We start from the raw sequence: 20,115 nt of genomic DNA on the forward strand, positions 1-20,115 counted from the left end.
GATGACTCTCGACACCGTCAAGAACGCCGAGCAGACTCCGGACGCCGCCCAGCCCTGGGCCGAACTCGGCCTGAAGGAAGACGAGTACACCCGGGTCCGGGAGATCCTCGGCCGCCGCCCCACCGGCGCCGAACTCGCGATGTACTCGGTGATGTGGTCCGAGCACTGCTCGTACAAGAGCTCGAAGGTGCACCTCAAGCAGTTCGGTGAGAAGGCCCCGCAGTCCGACGCGATGCTGGTCGGCATCGGCGAGAACGCCGGTGTGGTCGACGTCGGCCAGGGCTACGCGGTCACCTTCAAGGTCGAGTCGCACAACCACCCGTCCTACATCGAGCCCTACCAGGGCGCGGCCACCGGCATCGGCGGCATCGTGCGCGACATCCTGGCGATGGGCGCCCGCCCGGTCGCGGTGATGGACCCGCTGCGCTTCGGTGCGGCCGACCACCCCGACACCCGTCGGGTGCTGCCCGGGATCGTCGCGGGCATCGGCGGCTACGGCAACTGCCTGGGCCTGCCGAACATCGGCGGCGAGGTCGTCTTCGACCCCTGCTACCAGGGCAACCCGCTGGTCAACGCGCTCTGCGTGGGCGTGATGAAGCACGAGGACATCCACCTGGCCCAGGCCAGCGGCGCCGGCAACAAGGTCATCCTGTACGGGGCCCGGACCGGTGGCGACGGCATCGGCGGCGTCTCGGTGCTGGCCTCGGAGACCTTCGACGACTCCAAGCCGACCAAGCGGCCGGCCGTCCAGGTCGGCGACCCGTTCCAGGAGAAGCTGCTCATCGAGTGCACCCTGGAGGTGTTCCGGGAGAAGCTGGTGCTCGGCATCCAGGACCTCGGCGGCGCCGGACTCTCCTGTGCCACCTCGGAGTTGGCCTCGGCCGGCTCCGGCGGCATGCGGATCGAGCTGGACACCGTGCCGCTGCGCGACGCCACGCTCTCGCCGGAGGAGATCCTCATGAGCGAGTCGCAGGAGCGGATGTGCGCGATCGTCGAGCCCGGGAAGGTCGACCGCTTCCTGGAGATCTGCGAGAAGTGGGACGTCATCGCCACCGTGATCGGTGAGGTGACCGACGGCGAGCGGCTGGAGATCTTCTGGCACGGCGAGCTGGTGGTCGACGTGCCGCCGCGCACCGTCGCGCACGACGGCCCGGTCTACCAGCGCCCGTTCGCCCGCCCGTCCTGGCAGGACGCCCTGCAGGCCGACGCGCCGACCGCCGAGCGGCTCCAGCGCCCGTCCACGGGCCAGGAGTTGAAGGCCGCGCTGGTCGCGGTGGCCGGCTCGCCGAACCAGGCGTCGAAGAGCTGGATCACCGACCAGTACGACCGGTTCGTGATCGGCAACACCGTGCTGGCCACCCCCGAGGACTCCGGCATGATCCGGATCGACGAGGAGACCAACCTCGGCGTCTCGGTGGCGACCGACGGCAACGGCCGGTTCGCCAAGCTGGACCCTTACACCGGCGCCCAGTTGGCGCTGGCCGAGGCCTACCGCAACGTGGCGGCCGGCGGTGCCAAGCCGCTCGCGGTCTCCGACTGCCTCAACTTCGGCTCCCCCGAGGACCCGGACGTGATGTGGCAGTTCGCCGAGGCCACCCGCGGTCTGGCCGACGCCTGCCAGGTGCTGGGCACCCCGGTGACCGGCGGCAACGTCTCGCTCTACAACCAGACCGGCGAGGTCGCCATCCACCCGACCCCGGTGGTCGCGGTGCTCGGCGTCATCGACGACGTCAACCGGCGCACCCCGATCGGCTTCGCCGAGGAGGGCCAGCACCTCTACCTGCTCGGCGACACCGCCGACGAGCTGGGCGGCTCGGCCTGGTCGCAGGTGGTCCACAACCACCTGGGCGGCCTGCCGCCGAAGGTGGACCTGGAGCGCGAGCGGCTGCTCGGCGAGATCCTGATCGCCGCCTCGCGCGACGGCATGATCGACGCGGCGCACGACCTCTCGGACGGCGGCCTGGCCCAGGCGCTGGTGGAGAGCTGCCTGCGCGGCGGCCAGGGCGCCCGGGTGATCGTGCCGGGTGACCTCGACCCGTTCGTCTTCCTGTTCTCCGAGTCGGCGGGCCGCGCGGTGGTCGCGGTGCCGCGCAGCGAGGAGCTGCGGTTCACCGACATGTGCGGTGCGCGGGGCCTGCCGGCCACCCGGATCGGCGTGGTGGACGGGGACGCTCTGGAGGTCCAGGGCCAGTTCTCGGTCTCGCTGGCCGAGCTGACCCAGGCGCACACCGGCGTGATCGAGGCGCTGCTCGGCTGAGTCCGGACAGCGTCGAACGGCCCGCTCCGCTGGACGGAGCGGGCCGTTCTCCGTCCCCGGGCGGCGCGGCGGTAGGTTGGCGCCATGGCGAAGACGGTGACCCGCAAGGCGCGCGACTACGACCCCGCCAAGGTGCGGGCCGCGCTGGGCGCGCAGACCCTGGCACTGCGGGGCGCGGTGCACCGGCTCTGCGCCGACCCCGAGGCGCAGCGGCTGCTGGCGCTGCCGACCCGGCTGGGGGATTGGCGGCTGCGCGAGCTGGTGGCCCATCTGGCGGTCCAACTCGGCTGGGCGCCGAACCATCTGGACCAGTCGCCGGCGGGCGGGGCGCCACTGGAGCTGACCGCCTGGGTGGCCGGCGTCGGCTCATTGGCCGAACTGCTCGAGGCGGGCACGGTGGCGCACACGGCGCAGGCCTTCGCCGGCTCACCCGCCGAGGTGGCGACGGCCTTCGACGCGGCGGCCGACGCACTGCTCGGGCTGCTGGCCGGGCCCGAAGTCCAGGAGCCGGAGCGGCGGTTCGAGCTCCGGCTGGGTTCGATGAGGCTCGCCGACTTCCTGGTCACCCGGCTGGTCGAGGCGGTGGTGCACGCCGACGACCTGGCGGCCGCGCTGGAGCTGCCCGACTTCCCGCACGACCGCTTCGCGCTGGCCTCGGCCTGCCGGCTGCTGGCCGACTCCTTCGCCGCCCAGCAGCCGGGCGGGGCGGTCGAGTTGCGGATCCCGCCGTTCGCCGTGGTGCAGGCGGTGCCCGGACCGCGGCACACCCGGGGCACCCCGCCGAACGTGGTCGAGATGGACCCGCTCACCTGGCTGCGGCTGGCCACCGGGCGGCAGGACTGGTCCACGGCGGTGGAGGCCGCCAGGGTGAGCGCGAGCGGCGAGCGCAGCGACCTGAGCGCGCTGCTGCCGGTGCTGAGCTGACGCACGGCCGCCGAAGGCCGATGGGCTCCCTGCGCTGACACGGTGTCAGTGAAGGGAGCCCATCGGCGGCGGGACTACTGCTTCAGTGCGGTGTAGGCCTCGGGGCTGCTGTCGTTGAGGAACTTCCAGCAGCGGTCGGCCTCTTCGGTCTCCTTGATCCCGTCGGCGGCCCGGGCCAGCGCGGCCAGGCAGCGCAGGAAGCCGCGGTTGGCGCGGTGCTCCCAGGGGATCGGGCCGTGGCCCTTCCAGCCGGCCCGGCGCAGGGCGTCGAGGCCGCGGTGGTAGCCGGTGCGGGCGTAGGCGTAGGACTCGACCACCCGGCCCTCGGTGTAGGCGTCGTCGGCCAGCATCGCCCAGGCGAGGGAGAACCCCGGGTAGTCGGCCGCGAGCTGGGTGGGCGACGCGGACTCCTCGGCGAGCCTGCGGTACGGCTCGGCCTCCTCGGAGAGCAGCGTCGGCTCCGGGCCCGAGAGCAAGTTCTTCCGTTCAGTCATGCTTCCCAGTCTGCCAGCCCCGGCTGAACGACCGGGAGCGCCCGTGTGCAGTGTGCGCACGGACGCTCCCGGGATGTCGCTCAGCGCGGTCCGGTCAGTTGGAGCACTGGTAGAGCAGCTGGACGTTCGGGCTGCTCACCGACTGGCCGTAGTCACCGGGCGCGACCGGGGAGCAGGTGCTGCGCACCCAGTCGGTGATGGCCGCGGTCGGGCTGTTCTGACCACCGCCGCCGCCGAAGCCACCGAAGCCGCCGCTCTCACCGAGCAGTACGAACTTCAGCTGGCCGCTGCTGACCATGCCCTTGAACTGCGACAGGCTCGGCGAGGGGACCTTGCCGGTGAAACCGCCCATCGGCAGCACCTCCTTGCCGGTGGCCAGGATGTACGGGGAGGAGGCACTCCAGCTGGTGGTGGCGAACAGGTAGCGGGCGTTGCCGTCGTGCGCCTGGGCGTAGTCGAGGATCTGCTGCTGCGCCTTGGTCAGCGTGGTACCGGACTGGCCGAAGCCGCCGGCGCCGAAGGCCGCCGCCATCGCGCTGCCCGCGCCCGCCGCACCGCCGGCCCCGCGTCCGAAGCCGCCGGTCCCGCCGGCGCCACCGCCGCCGAAGCCGCCCTGGGCCCAGGCACCGCCGCCGCCCGCACCGCGGGCACCGGTGCGGCCGCCGGCCTTGGCGCCGCCGCCGAAGCCGCCGTGGGCGGCCTGCGGGCCGACCGTGCCCATCCCGGAGTTGCCGTACTTGGAGTCCAGCACCGAGGCGGCCCAGGCACCCGGGGCGAGCAGCATCGCGAAGAGCGAGGCGATCAGGCCCACGGTGGCGATCCGCAGCCGGCCGATCCGGCGCTCACCGAACCTGGCGCTGCGCGCCAGGCCGAGCGTGATCAGCGCGAGTGCGCCCACGCCCAGGGTGGCCGGGGCCAGCCAGGGCAGGAAGGTCGGGAAGAGCCGGGTCAGGTAGGCGGCCCAGCCGGCCGTCGCGGCGACCGCCACCGGCAGCGCCCAGGCCTTGCGGCCACCCTCGCGGAAGGCCTGCCAGAGCAGCACCGTGCCCGCGCCGCTGAGCGCGGCCAGCGGGGTGGCGATCACGCCCATGTAGTAGCTGTGGCCGCCGACGCTGCCCGCGCTGAAGACCAGGAAGAAGGTGGCCAGCCAGCTGCCCCAGAGCAGGTAGCCCGCGCGCAGGTGGTCGGTGCGCGGTTCGCGGCGCCGCCAGGCGAGCGCGCAGAGCAGCGCGATCGCGGCGATCGGGTAGAGCCAGCCGGTCTGCGGGGCGAACTGCGAGCTGAACATCTTGGTCCAGCCGCCGTCGCTGCCACCGGGGCCGCCCTGGCCGCCACCGCCCTGCTTGTACTGGTGGGCGGGGGCGCTCGACCCGGCGCCCTGAGCGCCGGCCTGGCCGGCACCACCGGTCGCGCCGCCGCCCTGAGCACCAGCGCCCTGAGCACCAGCGCCCTGGGCGCCGCCGCCCTGAGCACCAGCGCCCTGGCCGGCACCGCCGGGGGCAGCGCCGCCGTGGCCGCCGCCGAAGCCCATGATGCCGCCCTGGCCCTGCCCGGAGGTCACGCTGCCGGTCTCGCTCGCGCTGAGCCCCACCGAGGTGAAGCGGTTCAGGAAGTTGTAGCCGACCACCATGCTGTAGGCCGAGTTGTCGGTGGTGCCGTCGATGTACGGACGGTCCTTGGCCGGGGTGGCCGTGGCCAGCAGTATCCAGGAGGCCGAGACCGCCACCGCCACCAGGCCGGCCAGCGCGATGTGGCCCAGTCGGCGCCGCAGCGCGGTCGGCGCCGACACCAGGTAGACCAGGGCCAGCGCGGGCAGCACCGCCCACGCCTCCAGCATCTTGGCCTGGAAGGCCAGCCCGACCCAGACCCCCGCCATCAGCAGGGTGCGCAGCCGGGCGTTGCGCGCCGCGCGCATCGCCGCGTCGGCCGCCAGCAGGAGCAGCAGGGTGAACAGCGGGTCCTCGACGGCGGTGCGGAACAGGCCGGCCAGCACCGGGGTCAGGGTGAAGGCGCCGGCCGCGAGCAGTGCGGCGTTGGCGCCGGCCCAGCGGCGCACGGCGCGGTAGAGCACCAGGACGGAGAGCACGCCTTCGATGGCCTGGGGCAGGGTCAGCGCCCAGGGGTGGAAGCCGAAGATCCTCGCGGAGAGGGCCTGCGGCCACAGGAACCCGGGCAGCTTGTCGAGGGTGATGGTGTTGGCGGGGTCGTACGAGCCGAAGACGAAGGCCTTCCAACTCTCCGTCATACTCCGTACGGCATCGGCGTAGAAGGTGTGGTAGGTACTCTGCCCGATCCCCCAGAAGTACAGGATCCCCGCGAGGATCGCGATGCCGAGCAGGGCAGGCCTGGCGTAGGCCGGCTGCCCTTCGGGCGAGCGCCACGGGGCGCGGCGGATCGGCCAGGTGCTGCTGTCAGACAGCTCAGGGGCGATCGGTAGCACGGTGGTAGCCATGCGTGACAGCCTTCGTCGGATCCATGAGAAGAACCTGACAGACAGGGCATATCGGCGAAATCCATACCGGTTCCAGGGAAAGATTTTGCCGTACGGACCCTTTACTTCCAGCTGATCAAGCATATTTACAGCCCACTCCCAGGAATGGGCGAGCCCCGGTCGGCTGGTGCCGACCGGGGCTCGAACTGCTGTTCGCAGCTGACGCGGGGCGTCGCGCTTACTTCAGGCGGGTGCCCGCCGAGCGCAGCGCCTTGGTGGCCTCGACCACGCGGGCGGCCATGCCGGCCTCGGCCAGCTTGCCCCAGGTGCGCGGGTCGTAGGTGTTCTTCTTGCCGACCTCGCCGTCGACCTTCAGCACACCGTCGTAGTTGCGGAACATGTGGTCCACGACCGGGCGGGTGAAGGCGTACTGGGTGTCGGTGTCCAGGTTCATCTTGACCACGCCGTTCTCCAGCGCGGTGGCGATCTCCTCGGCGGAGGAGCCGGAGCCGCCGTGGAAGACGAAGTCGAACGGGTCCTTCTTGCCCGACTTGGCGCCGATCGCGTCCTGCAGGTCGCGCAGCAGCTCGGGACGGAGCACCACGTTGCCCGGCTTGTAGACGCCGTGCACGTTGCCGAACGAGGCGGCCAGCAGGTAGCGGCCCTTCTCGCCCAGGCCCAGCGCCTCGGCGGTGCGCACCACGTCGTTGACCGAGGTGTAGAGGTTGTCGTTGATCTCGTGCGAGACGCCGTCCTCCTCACCGCCGGTGGGGGTGATCTCGACCTCGAGGATGATCTTGGCGGCGCGGGCCTGGGCCAGCAGCTCCTCGGCGATGGCCAGGTTGTCGGCCAGGGTCTCGGCCGAGCCGTCCCACATGTGCGACTGGAAGAGCGGGTTCAGGCCCTTGGCCACGCGCTCGGCGGAGACCGCCAGCAGCGGGCGGACGTAGCCGTCCAGCTTGTCCTTGGGGCAGTGGTCGGTGTGCAGCGCGATGGTGACGTCGTACTTCGCGGCCACGATGTGGGCGAACTCGGCCAGCGCGACGGCGCCGGTCACCATGTCCTTGCTGTGCTGGCCGCCCAGGAACTCGGCGCCGCCGGTGGAGATCTGGACGATGCCGTCGCTCTCCGCCTCGGCGAAGCCGCGCAGCGCCGCGTGCAGGGTCTGCGACGAGGTGACGTTGATGGCCGGGTAGGCGAACTTGCCTGCCTTGGCCCGGTCGAGCATCTCGTTGTAGGCCTCGGGAGTTGCGATAGGCATGCGAAAACGCTCCTGTCGGGGGGAAAGTTGTGCGCCGCGGCCCGGACGCCGTGGTCATCTTCCCAGACTCGATCCTCGGCTTCATCATGCCGCTCGCCACATGGGACAGAAGACCGGACTATTGAGGACGAAAGGTAGGGTTCGGGCAGGTCGCAGGCGGTACTGCCGGTGGTCGGCGGCCGTTCCAGGGCCGCTCCTGGGCCGTTCGTGGGCCGTCCGGAAGCCGTCCGGAAGCCGTCCGCGGGGGGTCGCCGGGATCCGAGGTCCGGCGCCGGTGCCCCGGTGCGCCGCGCGAGACTTTGAGGCTCAGTACATCGGGCCGCGCTATTCTGCGCCGGTGACTACCACCACCGACCTAGCGGTCAATCTCCTCGATGCCAAGTCGCTGATCAGCTCGGTCGGGACGGTCGGCCTGCTGGCGATCATCTTCGCCGAGACCGGCCTGCTGATCGGCTTCTTCCTGCCCGGTGACTCGCTGCTGATCCTGGGTGGCGTGGCCGCCTCCTCGGCCGCCGCCAAGGCTTTCGGGCCGGGCGTGCAGATGCCGATCGCCGCGCTGCTGATCGGTGCGCCGCTGTGCGCGATCGCGGGCGCGCAGCTCGGCCACCTGCTCGGCGCGAAGGTGGGCGGCAGGCTCTTCGACAAGCCGGACTCGCGGATCTTCAAGCGGGAGTACGTGCAGAAGGCCGAGGAGTACTTCACCAAGTTCGGGCCGGAGAAGGCCGTGGTGATGGCCCGGTTCATCCCGATCGTGCGGACCTTCCTCAACCCGGTGGCCGGCACGCTGGAGATGCCCGCCCGCACGTTCTTCGTCTGGAACGCGGTCGGCGGCGTGCTCTGGACCGAGGCCATGCTCTGCATCGGCTACTTCTTCGGTGACTCGATGGCTCCGGTGATCGACAAGTACCTGATCCCGGCGATGGCGCTGATCATCCTGCTGTCGATCTCGCCGATCCTGCTCGAGGTGGTCCGCGAGCGCAAGAAGCGCAAGGCGGGCGGCGCGGCCTACGCCGCCGAGGCCGAGGCCACCGACGCGCTGCAGAGCGGCGGGCGGCACCGCCGCGGCTGAGCCTGCCCGGTCCTGCGGGGCGAACGACGCGACGGCCGGGGGCCGGGCGGTTTCACGTGAAACCGCCCGGCCCCCGGCCGTCGCGTCGCAGTCGACCGGTTCAGGCGAGGTCGAGGTCCTGGGCGGTGAACACGGTGTAGTACGGCAGGCCGGCGGCCTCGATCGCCGGTGCGGCACCGCGCTCGACGATCACCGCGACGCCGACCACCTCGGCGCCCGCCTCGCGCAGCGCCTCGACGGCGGTCAGCACCGAGCCGCCGGTGGTGGAGGTGTCCTCGACGGCCAGCACCCGGCGGCCCTTGACGTCCGGGCCCTCGATCCGGCGCTGCAGGCCGTGCGCCTTGCCGGCCTTGCGGACCACGAAGGCGTCCAGCTCGCGGCCGCGCGCGGCGGCTGCGTGCAGCATCGCGGCGGCCACCGGGTCGGCGCCCAGCGTCAGGCCGCCGACCGCGTCGTACTCCAGGTCGGCGGTGGCGTCCAGCAGCACCCGGCCGACCAGCGGCGCGGCCTGCGCGTCCAGGGTGATCCGGCGCAGGTCCACGTAGTAGTCGGCCTCGCGCCCGGAGGAGAGGGTGACCTTGCCGTGCACCACGGCCTTGGTCTTGATCTGCGCCAGCAGGGCGTCGCGGTCGTTGCTCAGGTCGTTGCTCATGGACAGTCAGTCTAAGTGGCCACTGATCAGCGCTTGCGCAGGGCACGGGCCATGATGACCGCGCCGCCGAGCAGGGCGACGCCGCCACCGATCACCCAGGGCGCGCTGATCCGCCCCGGCAGCCGGGTGGCCACCGGCGCGGCGGCCTGCTGGTCGCCGTACCAGCGGCTGGCGGCCCGGGCGCGGGCGCTGCGGGCGGGCAGCGCCGGGGCGTAGCGGCCGCGCGGCGGGGCGTGGTCGACCTCCTCGGCGGAGCGGCCGACGATGCTGCGGCGGACCGGGCCGGCCAGGATGTCCTCGGGCGAGAGCGGCTCCTCGACGGAGCGCGGGTAGCCGTAGGGGACGTCGAGGCGGGCGGCGGGCTCGGCGGTGTCGGGGTCGCCCTCGGTCTGCGGGGCCTGGTCGCCGTCGGTGTCCGGCTCGGCGGGGGGCTCGGGGGAGAAGGCGATCAGGTCGGAGAGGTCGTCCGCGAAGAGGTCGTCGGGGAGCTCGTCACCGTCCTCCTCGTCCTCCTCCCGTTCGTCCCGCCCGTCGTCGTCCCGCTCGTCGTCGGGCACCACGGTGAGGACGGGGGTGCCCTTGAGCTCCGCGCCGAGCGCGGCGGCGAAACGATCCAGCAGGCGGCGGCCGGCGACCGCCAGCGCCTCCTCGTCGAGCTCGGCCAGCCGCCCGCCCGGGGTGAGGTCGCCGCTGAACCGCAGCACGGTAGCGGCCTCGTCGCCGGTGCCGGTCGGCTCGACCCGCAGCCGCAGGGTGGCCACCACCTCGCCGTCACCGCGGGCTTCCTGACCCTCGGCGAAGGCGGTGAGCACACCGGAGCCGCCGCTGCGGATCAGCGAGACGACGCCGCGGTAGGTGATGGTGGAGCCGCCGATCCGCACCCGGAGCCGACCGTTGATCTCCTCGGGGCCGGTGGCGGCGGAGCGCTTGGCAGCGGTGCGCCGCTCGGGTGTGTCGGAGGCATCGGTGCTCAGGCCGGGGACGCAGCGCGCGAGCAGCGCGGGGTCCGCCAGGGCGGGCTGGACGAGTTCGGCCGGCAGCTGGATGACAACCTCATGCTCCATGCCTGTGAGCCTACCGATCCGTCCTGGGCGGCGGCGGGCACGGCACCGGGTTGGGGTGCGGACGGGGGTACGCGGTGGATCCGGGTGGTGTCAGCGGGGGTGCAGCAGGGTGCTCGGCGGGGGGAGCGGGGTGGGCCGCTCGGCGGCCAGCGCGGCAGCCGTGGCGGTGAGCTGCCCGGTGCTGAGCGAGCGCGGTGGCGGCGCGTCGGTGGCCAGCGCCAGGCCGGGCCGCTGGTCGCGGGCGGCGAGCAGTACCGCCGTCCGGTCGCCGCTGCCCGAGGGGTCGCAGGCCGGCCCGTGCCCCGGTACCGGGAACGGCACCGTCCACAGGCCCGCCGCGCGCAGGCCCGCCTCCGCCGTCCACAGGCCGGGCCCTCTCGGCGCGGGTACCGCGAGCCGGCCGCCGGGAGCCAGCCGGGCGGCGGCCAGCTGGTAGAACTCGGTCGCGTGGTACTCGCTGCGGGCCGCCCGCTCGGGCGCGGGCAGGTCGACCAGCACCGCGTCGAAGCGCCGCGGGCCGCCGTCGGCGCGCAGCCAGGCCAGCGGGTCGCCGGTGACCAGCCGCACCCGGGGGTCGGCGAAGGAGTGCCCGCCGAGCGCGGCCAGCTCCGGGTCGGTGCGGGCCAGCGCCGGCAGTGCCGGGTCGGGGGTGACCACCAGCACCTCGCGCACGCCCCGGTGGCGCAGCACCTCGCGCAGCGCGAGGCCGTCGCCGCCGCCGAGCAGCAGCACCCGGCCGTCGCCCGCGCCGGCCAGCGCGGGGTGCACCAGCGCCTCGTGGTAGCGGTACTCGTCCTGGCCGCAGGCGGCGAGCCGGCCGGCCTGGTAGAGCCGCAGCGGCTGGCCGGCGGCGCCCTGGGCGGGGACCCGGGCCGGGCCGGTCAGCACCAGCTCGCCGTACCGGCCCTGCACCGCCTGGCGGGGCTGGCCGCCGTAGAGCGCGTGCCGGGCGGCCCGCTCGATCGCGCCGGTGCAGGCGCCGGCCAGGGCGAGCACGGCCAGCACCGCGCCGCAGCCGGTCCAGAGCAGCGGCCTGGCCCGGCGGCTGGTCTCGTCGCGGAACAGCCAGAGCACCACCGCGGCGCCGGCCACCGCGTTGACGGCGCCGGTCAGCAGCGCGCCGGTGGCCTGGCCGAGCAGCGGCAGCAGCACGAAGGGGAAGGCCAGGCCGCCGATCAGCGCGCCGACGTAGTCGGCGGCGAACAGGTCGGCGGCGGCCCGGCCGGCCTCCTCCCGGCGGATCCGCTGCAGCAGGGTGAGCAGCAGCGGGATCTCGGCACCGATCAGCAGCCCGATCGCGCAGGTCAGGCCGATCAGGGCGAGCTGGTAGCGGCCGAGCCAGGCCCAGCAGCTGTAGAGGGCGAGCACGCAGAGCCCGCCGGTCACCGCGAGCGCGCACTCGACCAGGGCGAAGGCGGTGGCCGGGCGGTGGGTGAGGTGTTTGGCCACCAGCGAGCCGACGCCCATCGCGAAGACCATCACGGAGAGCACCACGGAGGTCTGGGTGACCGAGTCGCCGAGCAGGTAGCCGCCGAGCGCGACCAGCTCCAGCTCGTACACCAGTCCGCAGGCCGCACAGACGAAGGCGGCCAGCAGCACCAGCAGCCGGGCCGCGCGCGGTCGGCGCCGGGCGAGGGCGATGGGGGGCTCGGGCTGACCGGGGTTGCCGGGTTCGGCGGGACGGCCGGGTTCGCCGATGCGGGCGCGCGTCTGCGTCTGCCCGCGCGGAGCCGGTCGACCGCGCTCGTCCGTTCGGGCGTAGTCACCCGTTCGGGTGCGGCCGTCCGGGGGGGCCGGATCGTCCGTTCGGCCGGGGGCGCCGCTGGCGGCGAGGGGGCTCGGCCCGGCCCTGCCGTCCTGCGGGGCGCGGCTGCCGCGCAGGCGCAGGTGGACCCGCGGGCCGGGGTGCCGCACCGGGGCCGGCGGGGTCTCGGTGCGGCGCTCGGGCTGGCTCCGGGCCCGGGCCCGGCCGCGGGTACGGGGCCTGACCCGTACGGCCCGTGGCCGCGTGGGCCGTGCGGGTCCGTCGCGGTCGAGGCCGGGCTGGGTGGGTGGGTCCGCCGGCTGGTTGATCACGAAGAAACGCTAGGCGACGGACGCTGCGGATAGTTGCACTCGTTCGAGGGGTAGCGCCCTGGTTTGGTTTGACGAATCGTCACGGTGTTCGGAAGTGAGGAATCGTCAGCCGGGGTGCCGCCGGAACGACCCGGGTGATCCGGCGATCCCGGTGATCCGGCGATCCGCTGTCAGATGCCGGGTCTGGCCAGCGCGCAGCGGGCGCCCGGTCGCGGTGGGCCCGCCGCGACCAGTCCGCGCAGCACCAGGGAGGAGCGGGTGCAGACCAGTCGGCCCTCCTGCGGGTAGGCGTGCCAGGTCCGCCAGAGCACCCGCTCCGCGCTGCCCTGCGCGACCAGGGCGGTGAAGGCGCTCGGGTCGCCGGGGAAGACCCCGGCCAGGCCGCGCGGGTGCTCGTCCACCAGGGCCAGGATCTCCTGTGCCCGAGCGGCGAAGACGTGCGGCGGCAGCGACTCGATCCGGGCCGCGAACTCGTACTCCCATCCGGCGACTTGTTCGGCCACCCGGGCCGGCAGCGGGGTGCGTCGGCCGGGCATGCAGGCCACCGTCTCCAGGCACTCGCCGGGGCCGGCCGCGATCACCACCTGGTGCGAGGCGCCCAGCAGGCGCAGCTGCACCGTGCCCGCCGCGCAGCCGTCGGCGCCGCTGCCCGCCTCGCCGCCCGTCCAGCTGCCGCCGCCGGCCGCTCTGCCGCCCGCTCTGCCGCCTGTCGCGCCACCGCTGGTGGCGCCCGCTGCGCCGTCGTCGGCCCGGGTGCGGCGGGAGGCCGGGCCGTCGAGGCGGACCGCGCCGACCGGCTCCGGTGTGCCGGCCCGGCCGTGGGACCCGGTCAGGCCGGTCGGCCCGGTCAGGGCGTCCGGGCCGGGCAGTGGCAGATCACGCACCGCGAGCGCGGGCAGCGGTCCGCCGCCGAGACACCAGGCCAGGTCACCGGCGCGGGTGTCGGTATAGGAGGTCTGCAGTGTGGTGAGCATGCTGGGCTCCGCATTTCAGCTCCGTACGCGCCCCCCGTGCAGCGCCCGACTCGGCCGAAGGCGAGGTGGTTCGTTGCTGTGCGGTCCAGGACGCGGCCGACCGTGGAAGGAAGGATTCCGGCTGGAGATTCAGCAGCAGAGAAGCACGAATTCTCCGGGTCCGTCAGGGATTTACCTATTCTTGTTGCACATTCACCGTTCTGGGCGTAGTGCCTGGTCGGGTATGACCGGCCCGATGAACGAGATTGCTCGTTACGCGCCGTTCGGGCCGGAGTGCACCCCCCATGCGCCGGTTGCGCGCTGGATCGTGCGTGCGTAACTCGAGCAGGGCGCGCTGGGAGCGCTGCGCGCGGGCAACCGGGAAGCGCGGGACGGGGGGAGCGGCGCGCCGCCGCTAAATCGGTTGGCCGGGCCGGACAACCGTGGTTGCATCAGGCGGCATGACAGAAGCAACTCGTCCTTGGGACGTGCCGCAGCAGCCCTCGCTCACGGGGCTCGAAGAGAAGTGGGCGCGACACTGGGACGAGTCGGGTGTATACCGCTTCGACCGCTCGAAGACCCGGGCGGAGGTCTTCTCGATCGACACCCCGCCACCCACCGCGAGCGGTGAGCTGCACATCGGCCATGTCTTCTCCTACACCCACACCGACGTCATCGCGCGCTACCAGCGGATGCGCGGGCGCGCGGTCTTCTATCCGATGGGCTGGGACGACAACGGCCTGCCCACCGAGCGGCGGGTGCAGAACCACTACGGCGTGCGCTGCGACCCCGCGCTGCCCTACGACCCTGACCTCACCCTGCCGGAGCGGCCAGGCAAGCAGCAACTGCCCATCTCCCGAAGGAACTTCATCGAGCTCTGTGAGCGGCTGACGCTGCTCGACGAGCAGGTGTTCGAGCAGGTCTGGCGCAGCCTGGGCCTCTCGGTCGACTGGGCGATGACCTACCGGACGATCGGCGATCAGGCCCGGGCCGCCGCGCAGCGTGCCTTCCTGCGCAACCTGGCGCGCGGCGAGGCCTACCTGGCCCAGGCGCCGACCCTGTGGGACACCACCTTCCGCACCGCCGTCGCCCAGGCCGAGCTGACCGACCGCGAACGCCCGGGTGCCTTCCATCAGTTGCGCTTCACCCTGCCGGGCGGTGCCGAGGCCGGCGCGGTCGAGGTCGCCACCACCCGCCCCGAACTGCTGCCCGCCTGCGTCGCGTTGGTCGCCCACCCGGACGATCCGCGCTACCGGGCGCTGATCGGCAGCACCGCCCGCACCCCGCTCTTCGGCGTCGAGGTCCCGGTCCTGGCGCACCGGCTGGCCGACCCGCAGAAGGGCACCGGGATCGCCATGGTCTGCACCTTCGGCGACACCACCGACGTCCTGTGGTGGCGCGAACTCCAGCTGCCCACCCGCTCGGTGCTCGGTCGCGAGGGCCGCTTCGCGGCCGAGCCGCCGAGCTGGCTGGAGTCCGAGGCGGCCCGGGCGGCCTACGCCGCACTGGCCGGCGCCACCGTGCACACCGGGCGCGAGCGGATCGTCGCGATGCTCCGCGAGAGCGGTGAACTGCTCGGCGAGCCACGGCAGATCAGTCACTCGGTGAAGTTCTTCGAGCGGGGTGACAAGCCGCTGGAGATCGTCACCACCCGCCAGTGGTACCTGCGCAACGGTGGCCGGGACACCGCCCTGCGAGATGAACTCCTCGCCAGGGGAGGCGAGTTGACCTGGCATCCGGCCCACATGAAGGTTCGCTACGACGCCTGGGTGAGCGGTCTGAACGGTGACTGGCTGATCAGCCGGCAGCGGTTCTTCGGCGTCCCCTTCCCGGTCTGGTACCCGCTGGACGCCCAGGGGCAGCCGCGCTACGACCGCCCGCTCACCCCGCCCGAGTCGGCGCTGCCGATCGACCCGAGCAGTGAGGTCCCCGACGGCTACCGCGCCGAACAGCGCGACCAGCCCGGCGGGTTCACCGCCGATCCGGACGTGATGGACACCTGGGCGACCTCCTCGCTCACCCCGCAGATCGCCGCGGGCTGGGAGCGCGACCCGGACCTGTTCGCCCGGGTCTTCCCGATGGACCTGCGCCCGCAGGCCCACGAGATCATCCGCACCTGGCTCTTCTCGGCGGTGGTCCGCGCCCACAGCGAGCAGCAGGTGCTGCCCTGGCGGCACGCCGCGATCTCCGGCTGGATCCTGGACCCGGACCGCAAGAAGATGTCCAAGTCGGTGGGCAACGTGGTCACCCCGGCCGGGCTGCTGGCCGAGCACGGCTCGGACGCGGTCCGCTACTGGGCGGCCAGCGGGCGGCCCGGGACCGACACCGCCTTCGACACCGGCCAGATGAAGATCGGGCGCCGGCTGGCCGTCAAGCTGCTCAACGCGGGCCGGTTCGTGCTGGGGCTCGGCGCGCCCGGTCCCGGCGCCGCGGTCAGCGAGCCGCTGGACGCCGCGCTGCTGGCCGAGTTGGCGACGGTGGTCGAGTCCGCCACCGCGGCGCTCGACGCCTTCGACTACACCCAGGCGCTGGAGCTGACCGAGCGCTTCTTCTGGCGGTTCTGCGATGACTACCTGGAGCTGGTGAAGGACCGCGCCTACGGTGAGCGGGCCACCCCGGCGGCCGTCGACTCGGCCCGGGCCGCGCTCACCGGCGCGCTCTCGGTGCTGCTGCGGCTGCTCGCGCCGTTCCTGCCGTTCGCCGCGGAGGAGGTCTGGTCCTGGTGGCAGCCCGGCTCGGTGCACCGGGCCGGTTGGCCGGACGCCGCCGAACTGCGCGCCCGGCTGGGCGGTACCGACGCCGACCCGGCCGTGCTGGCCACCGCGGCTCAGGTGATCGCGGGCGTCCGCAAGGCCAAGTCGCAGGCCCAGCTGTCGATGCGGACCGAGCTGGCGCGGGTGCTGGTCAGCGGGCCACCGCAGGCGCTGGACCGGCTGGCGCTGGTCCGCGACGACGTCTGCGCGGCCGGGCGGATCACGCGGTTGGCGACGGCCGCCGCCGCGGAGCTGACGGTCGCCGTCGAGCGCTGAGCTGCGGCGAAGCGGGGCGCCGACCGTGGTCGGCGCCCCGCTTCGCTGTACTGCCTTGTGCGGTCTACCAGTTGGACCAGGGCACGTTCCAGCCGCCCAGGCCGTTGTCCGGCTGGACCTGCCCGCCGATCGAGTTCTTCACGATCACCACGTCGCCGATGATCGCGTCGGCGTAGAACTTGCCCGCCGGCGAGCTGTCGTCGCCGGCGTCCGTGTCCGGCAGGCCGATGCAGCCGTGGCTGATGTTCTCGTGCCCGGCGGCCTCGACGGCCTTGGGGTTGCCGTGCACGTAGGAGCCGGTGTCGGTGATCTTCAGCGCGTGCGGCTCGGTGACGTCGTAGCCCGGGCCCTTGATGTTGGTGGTGGACGAGACCATGTGCGCCATCCGGTCCTTCTCGAAGACCACCATGGTGCCGTTCCACGACGGGTTGTCGTTCGCGCCGGCGGTGATCGGGATGGTCTGCGGCGCCTGGCCGTCCTCGACCACGTTCATCATGTGGGTCGAGGCGTCCACCGTGCTGATCTTGGAGCGGCCGATGGTGAAGGACTCGTCCCGGTCGGAGTTGCCGTAGACGCCGGGGGAGATCTCCACGTTCGAGGTGCGGTAGTGGACCGTCACCTTGGTGCCGGGCTTCCAGAAGTTCTGCGGGCGCAGGTCCAGCCAGTGGTCCTCGTCCAGCCAGTGGCCCTTGACCTGGCTGCCGTCCGAGGCGTCCACGGTGATCGCCTGCTGGACCGCCGCCTTGTTGACGACCTGCTGCCCGAAGTCGACCCGGATGATCATGCCGACGCCATAGGTCGAGTTGCTGGTGATGTTGTCCATGGTGTGCGCCGTCTTGGCCGGCTTGAGCGTGGTGAAGCCGCTGGTGGTGCTGGTGGCGACCCCGTTCGCGTCCACCGCCTGCGCGTTGACCGTGTAGGCCGTCCCCACGGCCAGTCCGCCGGTCGGCGCCCAGCTCAGCCCGTCGGCCGCCAGCGTGCCGGCCACCGGCTTGCCGTCCGCCCCGGTGACGGCGACCTGGGTCAGCTTGCCGCTGGTCACCGAGACCTTCAACGCCCCGTTCGGCGCCACGTCCTGGCTGCCGTTCTTCGGCTCCACGTCGACCACGGCCGCCGAGGTCTTGGGCGCGGCCGAGGTGTTCCCGGCGGCCACCACGGGCGCCTTCCCCTGCGCGTTCCCCTGCGCGTGCGTGGCGCCGCCGCCACCCGTGCCGCCGTTCCCGCCACCGCAGGCGGTCGCCAGCAGCAGTACACCGCCCAGCAGCAGCGCGGTCCCGGCCCGCCGACCCGTGGCACGTATTCGAATCGACTGCATGGCGCGTCTCCCCCTGGTTGCTCAGCGCGTTGCCCGGTCCGGCCGATCGCCCGCTGGCCGGCGATCGTCTCAATTCCACCTCATCTGACGGCCGGAAACGCATAAGAGTCGCATCAGGACCGGGACTGTCACAGAATCAGGACGTTCCAGGGCCCGCCCGGGACCGGGTGTCCGCGCCGGCCCTGCTGATCCGGCGGTCCGTCACAGACGCTGGAGCCGCGCCACCGCTTCGGCGAGGACATCGTCCCGCTTGCAGAAGGTGAAGCGGACGAGCGAGCGGCCGGCGTCGGTGTCGTCGTAGAAGACGACGTTGGGGATCGCGACCACGCCGCAGCGCTCGGGCAGCGAGCGGCAGAACTCCAGGCCGTCCTTCTCGCCGAGCGGGGTGATGTCGGTGGTGATGAAGTACGTGCCCTCGGGGTTGAAGACCTGGAAGCCCGCGGCTGACAGGCCGTCGGCGAGCAGGTCGCGCTTGCGGCGCAGGTCGGTGCGGAGGTCCTCGAAGTAGCTGTCCGGCAGGCGCAGGGCCTCGGCGACGGCGTACTGGAAGGGGCCGGCGCTGACGTAGGTGAGGTACTGCTTGGCGGTGCGGACGGCGGCGACCAACTCCGGTGCGGCGGTGATCCAGCCGACCTTCCAACCGGTGAAGGAGAAGGTCTTGCCGGCCGAGGAGGTCGAGACGGTGCGCTCGCGCATCCCGGGCAGGGCGGCGATGGGGTGGTGGGTGCCGGTGAAGACGAGGTGCTCGTAGACCTCGTCGGTGATCACCAGCAGGTCGTGCTCGACGGCGAGTTCGGCGATGGCGCGCAGTTCGTCGGCATGCAGGACGGTGCCGGTGGGGTTGTGCGGGGTGTTGAGCAGCAGCAGGCGGGTGCGCGGGGTGATCAGCGCGCGCAGCTCGTCCAGGTCGGGCCGGAAGGTGGGCCGGCGCAGGGTCAGCGGGACGCGGGTGGCGCCGGCCATGGCGATGCAGGCGGCGTAGGAGTCGTAGAACGGCTCGAAGGCGATCACCTCGTCGCCGGGCTCCAGCAGCGCCAGCAGGGCGGCGGCGAGGGCCTCGGTGGCGCCGGCGGTGACCAGGACCTCGGTGTCGGGGTCGTAGCCGAGCCCGTAGCAGCGCTGCTGGTGTTCGGCGATCGCGGTGCGCAGTTCGGGGATGCCGGGCCCTGGCGGGTACTGGTTGCCCTTGCCGTTCAGCACCGCGTCGGCGGCGGCTCGCGCGATCGAGGCGGGCCCGTCGGTGTCCGGGAACCCCTGCCCCAGGTTGATCGAACCCGTCGCCGTGGCCAGGGCGGACATCTCGGCGAAGATCGTCGTACCCATCCCCGCCAGGCGGCGGTTCAACAGCGGCCTCGCACCCATGATGTGGCTCCTCACGCTCGGTGGTCGGGCTCATCCTCCGGGTTGCGGCGAGTGGGGACAAGTGGCCGAGCGGGGCGGGTACCGGTGGCCGGTCAGTAGTCCTCGTGCTCGAAGACGGTCAGGCCGGGACCCTCCAGGGCCAGGGCGGTGAGGTGGGTGTCGGTGCCCGAGGTGTGCTCCTCGCCGATGGACCACAGGACGGCGGTGCCCGCGCTGACCGGGACCCGTACGCCGTCCGGTCCGCTGATCCAGCCCTCGCCGCCGATCACCAGGAAGAGCTGCTCGACCGGGGCCGGGTGGGTGCCGATGGTGCCGCCGGCGCCGATGCTCAGGCAGGTCAGGTGGTAGGAGCCGACACCGGCGGCGAGTCGGGTGGCGTGGGCGCCGGTGCTGGCGTGGCGGGCGATCAGGTGCTCGGCGCGGTCGATGGGGAGCAGGCGCATGGGCGGGTCCTAGGGCGGAGACGGGGCCGGCCCGGCCTGCTGGGAGGGCGGGCCGGGCCGGAGACGGTGCTTGGTGCGGGGGGCGCGGGACTCAGTCCTCGTCACCCTCGGGGGTGTCGCCTTCGCCTTCGCCCTCGATCTCCTGCTGCAGGCCGAGCCGCTCGACGATCCACTGCTCGAAGCCCACGGCCGCCTGGGTCCAGTTGGCGGTGGTGGTGACGAAGTAGTCCAGGTTGACGCCGTTGGCGATGACCATCTGCGACTCGCCGATCAGCCGCACGATGCCGTCTTCGTGGGTGTGCGTGTAGACCTTGGGCCACAGGGTCTCGCGGTTCCACTCGTCGATCAGGTCGAGGATCTCGGCCTTCTGCTCCAGGGTGTAGGAGCGGTCGTAGAACGAGCGGACCGCGAAGAGCTCCTTGTTGTCGCCGCGGAACATGTAGTAGACGCGGAAGCCCTCCCAGGGAGCGGTGAGGTCACCCTCCTCGTCCACCACGTGCTTGAGCTGCATCTGGTCGAGCAGCTGCGTGACCAGCTCCTGGTTCGGGACCACGATCGGCGGCGGCCCGGCCGGCCGGTCGCCAGGCTCGCCGCCCGGCTGAGACGGCTGGGGCGTGCCGAAGAACGGGATCGACGACGGGTCAACACTCACGGGAGGTCCCTTTCACAAGTGCACGAGGGTGGCTGGTGATCCGGGGGCCGCCCTTCCATGTCTCCATCCTGCCTCATCCTGGGCCTCGGGCACAGGCCGTCCTCGGCGTGCGCCCGGGGCCCGGCTCCGGCCG

The 20,115-nt window shown here is 72.9% G+C and carries 14 protein-coding genes and 2 pseudogenes; 4 read left to right on the forward strand and 12 right to left on the reverse strand.

All coding sequences use genetic code 11. The features are described 5' to 3' along the window. The first annotated feature begins 1 nt into the window (after window position 1). Both purL and OG403_RS19605 read left to right on the forward strand, forming a co-directional pair. Window positions 2-2,257, forward strand: a complete 2,256-nt coding sequence (gene purL, locus OG403_RS19600; RefSeq protein ID WP_329566164.1) for a phosphoribosylformylglycinamidine synthase subunit PurL — start codon at window positions 2-4, stop codon at window positions 2,255-2,257. Window positions 2,258-2,341: 84 nt separating this feature from the next. Then, window positions 2,342-3,181: a sterol carrier family protein gene (locus OG403_RS19605; protein WP_329566165.1), complete on the forward strand. Its 840-nt coding sequence runs from the start codon at window positions 2,342-2,344 to the stop codon at window positions 3,179-3,181. A 74-nt stretch (window positions 3,182-3,255) separates the two neighbouring features. On the opposite strand, the gene OG403_RS19610 is transcribed toward OG403_RS19605, so the two are convergent. The 3 genes from OG403_RS19610 to fbaA all read right to left on the reverse strand — a co-directional run bounded on the left by OG403_RS19610 (window position 3,256) and on the right by fbaA (window position 7,367). Continuing rightward, a complete protein-coding gene (locus OG403_RS19610; protein ID WP_329566167.1) occupies window positions 3,256-3,675 on the reverse strand; it encodes a DUF3151 domain-containing protein in 420 nt (139 codons plus the stop codon). A gap of 94 nt (window positions 3,676-3,769) precedes the next feature. Next, on the reverse strand, window positions 3,770-6,127 hold the full coding sequence (locus OG403_RS19615; protein WP_329566169.1) for an ArnT family glycosyltransferase: 2,358 nt from the start codon (window positions 6,125-6,127) through the stop codon (window positions 3,770-3,772). Window positions 6,128-6,344: 217 nt separating this feature from the next. Next, on the reverse strand, window positions 6,345-7,367 hold the full coding sequence (fbaA, locus tag OG403_RS19620) for a class II fructose-bisphosphate aldolase (protein ID WP_329566171.1): 1,023 nt from the start codon (window positions 7,365-7,367) through the stop codon (window positions 6,345-6,347). A 337-nt stretch (window positions 7,368-7,704) separates the two neighbouring features. Here fbaA and OG403_RS19625 point away from each other — a divergent pair, with 337 nt between their 5' ends. Further along, window positions 7,705-8,436 (forward strand): DedA family protein, encoded by a 732-nt coding sequence (locus OG403_RS19625; protein ID WP_329566173.1) that lies wholly within the window; start codon window positions 7,705-7,707, stop codon window positions 8,434-8,436. A gap of 100 nt (window positions 8,437-8,536) precedes the next feature. Here the strand turns inward: OG403_RS19625 and pyrE are convergent, their stop codons facing one another. The 5 genes and pseudogenes from pyrE to OG403_RS36740 form a co-directional block, all read right to left on the reverse strand. After that, window positions 8,537-9,088 carry an orotate phosphoribosyltransferase gene (gene pyrE / locus OG403_RS19630; protein ID WP_329566175.1) on the reverse strand — a complete coding sequence of 184 codons (552 nt, stop codon included), beginning with the start codon at window positions 9,086-9,088 and terminating at the stop codon, window positions 8,537-8,539. Between the two features lie 26 nt (window positions 9,089-9,114). After that, window positions 9,115-10,152 carry a hypothetical protein gene (locus OG403_RS19635; protein ID WP_329566177.1) on the reverse strand — a complete coding sequence of 346 codons (1,038 nt, stop codon included), beginning with the start codon at window positions 10,150-10,152 and terminating at the stop codon, window positions 9,115-9,117. Window positions 10,153-10,242: 90 nt separating this feature from the next. Beyond that, window positions 10,243-11,793: a spermidine synthase gene (locus OG403_RS19640; protein ID WP_442911079.1), complete on the reverse strand. Its 1,551-nt coding sequence runs from the start codon at window positions 11,791-11,793 to the stop codon at window positions 10,243-10,245. Between the two features lie 605 nt (window positions 11,794-12,398). Next, window positions 12,399-12,845 (reverse strand): annotated as a pseudogene (locus OG403_RS36735) (DUF2617 family protein); the annotation flags it as partial. 243 nt (window positions 12,846-13,088) lie between these two features. Further along, window positions 13,089-13,202 (reverse strand): annotated as a pseudogene (locus OG403_RS36740) (DUF2617 family protein); the annotation flags it as partial. Window positions 13,203-13,642: 440 nt separating this feature from the next. On the opposite strand from OG403_RS36740, the gene valS reads away from it, so the two are divergent. Continuing rightward, window positions 13,643-16,210, forward strand: coding sequence for a valine--tRNA ligase (valS, locus tag OG403_RS19650; protein WP_329566183.1), 2,568 nt, complete (start codon window positions 13,643-13,645; stop codon window positions 16,208-16,210). Window positions 16,211-16,274: 64 nt separating this feature from the next. Here the strand turns inward: valS and OG403_RS19655 are convergent, their stop codons facing one another. The 4 genes from OG403_RS19655 to OG403_RS19670 form a co-directional block, all read right to left on the reverse strand. After that, window positions 16,275-17,525 (reverse strand): L,D-transpeptidase, encoded by a 1,251-nt coding sequence (locus OG403_RS19655; RefSeq protein ID WP_329566185.1) that lies wholly within the window; start codon window positions 17,523-17,525, stop codon window positions 16,275-16,277. Between the two features lie 201 nt (window positions 17,526-17,726). After that, complete coding sequence (locus tag OG403_RS19660; RefSeq protein ID WP_329566188.1) at window positions 17,727-18,887, reverse strand: pyridoxal phosphate-dependent aminotransferase; 1,161 nt, start codon at window positions 18,885-18,887, stop codon at window positions 17,727-17,729. Between the two features lie 92 nt (window positions 18,888-18,979). Then, complete coding sequence (locus OG403_RS19665; RefSeq protein WP_329566190.1) at window positions 18,980-19,330, reverse strand: hypothetical protein; 351 nt, start codon at window positions 19,328-19,330, stop codon at window positions 18,980-18,982. A gap of 91 nt (window positions 19,331-19,421) precedes the next feature. Continuing rightward, entirely contained in the window at window positions 19,422-19,982 is a 561-nt protein-coding gene (locus OG403_RS19670) for a YbjN domain-containing protein (RefSeq protein ID WP_329566192.1), read from the reverse strand. Between the last annotated feature and the right edge of the window lie 133 nt (window positions 19,983-20,115).

Source organism: Kitasatospora sp. NBC_01266 (assembly GCF_036242395.1).
GTDB lineage: Bacteria > Actinomycetota > Actinomycetes > Streptomycetales > Streptomycetaceae > Kitasatospora.